The sequence below is a fragment of the Arhodomonas sp. AD133 genome (assembly GCF_051195215.1).
GTDB lineage: Bacteria > Pseudomonadota > Gammaproteobacteria > Nitrococcales > Nitrococcaceae > Arhodomonas.
Window position 1 is genome coordinate 1 of sequence record NZ_JBNAZM010000125.1, and the last position, 1,865, is coordinate 1,865.

Sequence of the window (1,865 nt, forward strand, 5' to 3'; positions counted from 1 at the left end):
TCAACGCATGCATAACCTCGCGACCCATCCATAATGCATATCGTGACGGGTCTATGCAATCGTCGGGGACCCGACAGTTACTCAATTCCCTGCAATAGGAGTGAACATGGCCATGTTGCACGATTGGCGAGTGATCTTATGGATTGCGGCGGTGGTAGCCTGTCTCTGGCCACGGGAGGCTGTCTGATTGGCCGGCATGCTCACCAGTGGGCGAGGCGGGCTTAGCGCAGGAATAGCTCGGCGACCGCATGGGCCCGCCACTCGGCGAAAAGGTTACGTAGCGCTATGCCATGGAGCTGCGCGAGCGTGTCGAGCATGTGGTGCGGCGGCCGGGGCTGCGTCGTCGAACAGCACGCGATAGCCCTGATCGGCGGCGTGGAAGGCGCAATGGGTGGACAGCGCGGTCTTGCCGACGCCGTCTTTCTGGTTGGCGAATGTGCCGGTCTTCAAAGTCTTATCCCTCCTTGGCAACAGTCCGTGGGCGTGCCGCCGCGATGCTCATGCCGATGATGAGAATGGCCAGCAGCGCGGCGGTAACGGGGCGGTTGCGTATGGCGCGTGCCAGCGGTGTCAGCACCGATTCGTACCATGCGTATGTCCGTTTCACTGTGCCCGCGCGCAGTGCCTGTGGTGGCGCGCTCGCGGAGATCACCCGGGTATCCGGCGGCCAGTCCGGCTCACTATCCATCAGTGGTAATAGGTCATTGACGTGGGTGTGAAAGGCGAGCCAGAAGGACGGGGCCCACTGGCGTGCGTTCGCCTGTACTTCCGAGTCGCTGGGGAGCGGCCCTTTGCGGGCGATCACGAGCCGGTTGTCGTCGAAGCGCATGTTGTAGAAGTCACCGAACACGGCGGCGTAGGTGGCCGACTCGTGGGCGTAGAGCGGGCTCGTCTGCCAGGTGTTGGCCGCGAGAACCGCGCCATTGCTCATGAGCTCGCGCACCGCGGTCAGCCATTCGCGGGTCATCAGCGCGTCGGGGATGTAGGTCGGCCCCGGGGTGTCGAGCACGACGAGGTCATAGCGCACGTCCTCGCGTGCGGCGGCTGCGACATACGCGCGGGGGTTGGCGTTGATCAGGCGCATGTGGTCGTTGGTGAACCAGAAGCAGCACCCTGACGCGAGGGTGCTCAATCCCTTGTCGGGCTCCACCACGTCGATATACGTCTGCGGCAGCAGCGTGTGCAGCGTTCGGGGAACGACACCCGTGCGAAGCCCGACGACGAGTACGCGCTGGGGTTTCGGCTGTACCAGTAGAGCGGCCAGGAGGTTTCGCGTGTAGGGCAGCACGAGCTTGCCCAGCTGCGCGCGGCTGATGCAGCCGATATAATGCTGCGCGTCGCGATCGTCGTAGCTCGCAACGACGCAGCGTCTCGATTGGGTCTGCTCCACGCGCAAGGCCCCGTAAGCGGTCTCCCGCTCCATGAGCACAGACGTTGCGTTGGCGGTGCCGAGAACCAGGCCAAGCATGGCCGCGGCGGTGGCGAGGGGTGCTTTCATGACGTCCTTGCCTTAGTGTGTATGCGCGATCCGGCGCATACCCGTGCAGGTTGCAGCTTATTGGGCGGGCAAAAAGTCTATCTCTGCGAGGCTTGCCTGGCCAGACGTGTTTCGCACGCGAAACTCGCCTCACCCATGGTGGACTGTTGACGTTATGTTCTCCAATGGGTAACTTCTCGGCAAATGCAGTAGCACTTATGCTTCCTTCGCCGGGTGTTTCCATTGCATCCGCGACGTCACAAGGATGTAACGCTATCCTCTGGAGCGTTCAGGACAGACGGCTCTAGGGATTACTAATCTTTTAGAAAGTAATGTCATTTTCTGGTAGAATTGCTGGTATGAAATGTAAACGCTCCAGTGATGGTCG

At 61.5% G+C, this 1,865-nt stretch carries 2 protein-coding genes; both read right to left on the minus strand.

All coding sequences use genetic code 11. The features are described 5' to 3' along the window. Window positions 1-273: 273 nt before the first annotated feature. On the minus strand, window positions 274-450 hold the full coding sequence (locus tag ACPEES_RS23235; RefSeq protein WP_435106858.1) for a hypothetical protein: 177 nt from the start codon (window positions 448-450) through the stop codon (window positions 274-276). Window positions 451-454: 4 nt separating this feature from the next. After that, window positions 455-1,498 carry a spermidine synthase gene (locus tag ACPEES_RS23240; protein WP_435106860.1) on the minus strand — a complete coding sequence of 348 codons (1,044 nt, stop codon included), beginning with the start codon at window positions 1,496-1,498 and terminating at the stop codon, window positions 455-457. Window positions 1,499-1,865 lie beyond the last annotated feature (367 nt).

Coding starts and splice junctions, on each gene's coding strand:
- ACPEES_RS23240 (WP_435106860.1), bottom strand. CDS start 1,498: ATGAAAGCACCCCTCGCCACCGCCGCGGCCATGCTTGGCCTGGTTCTC.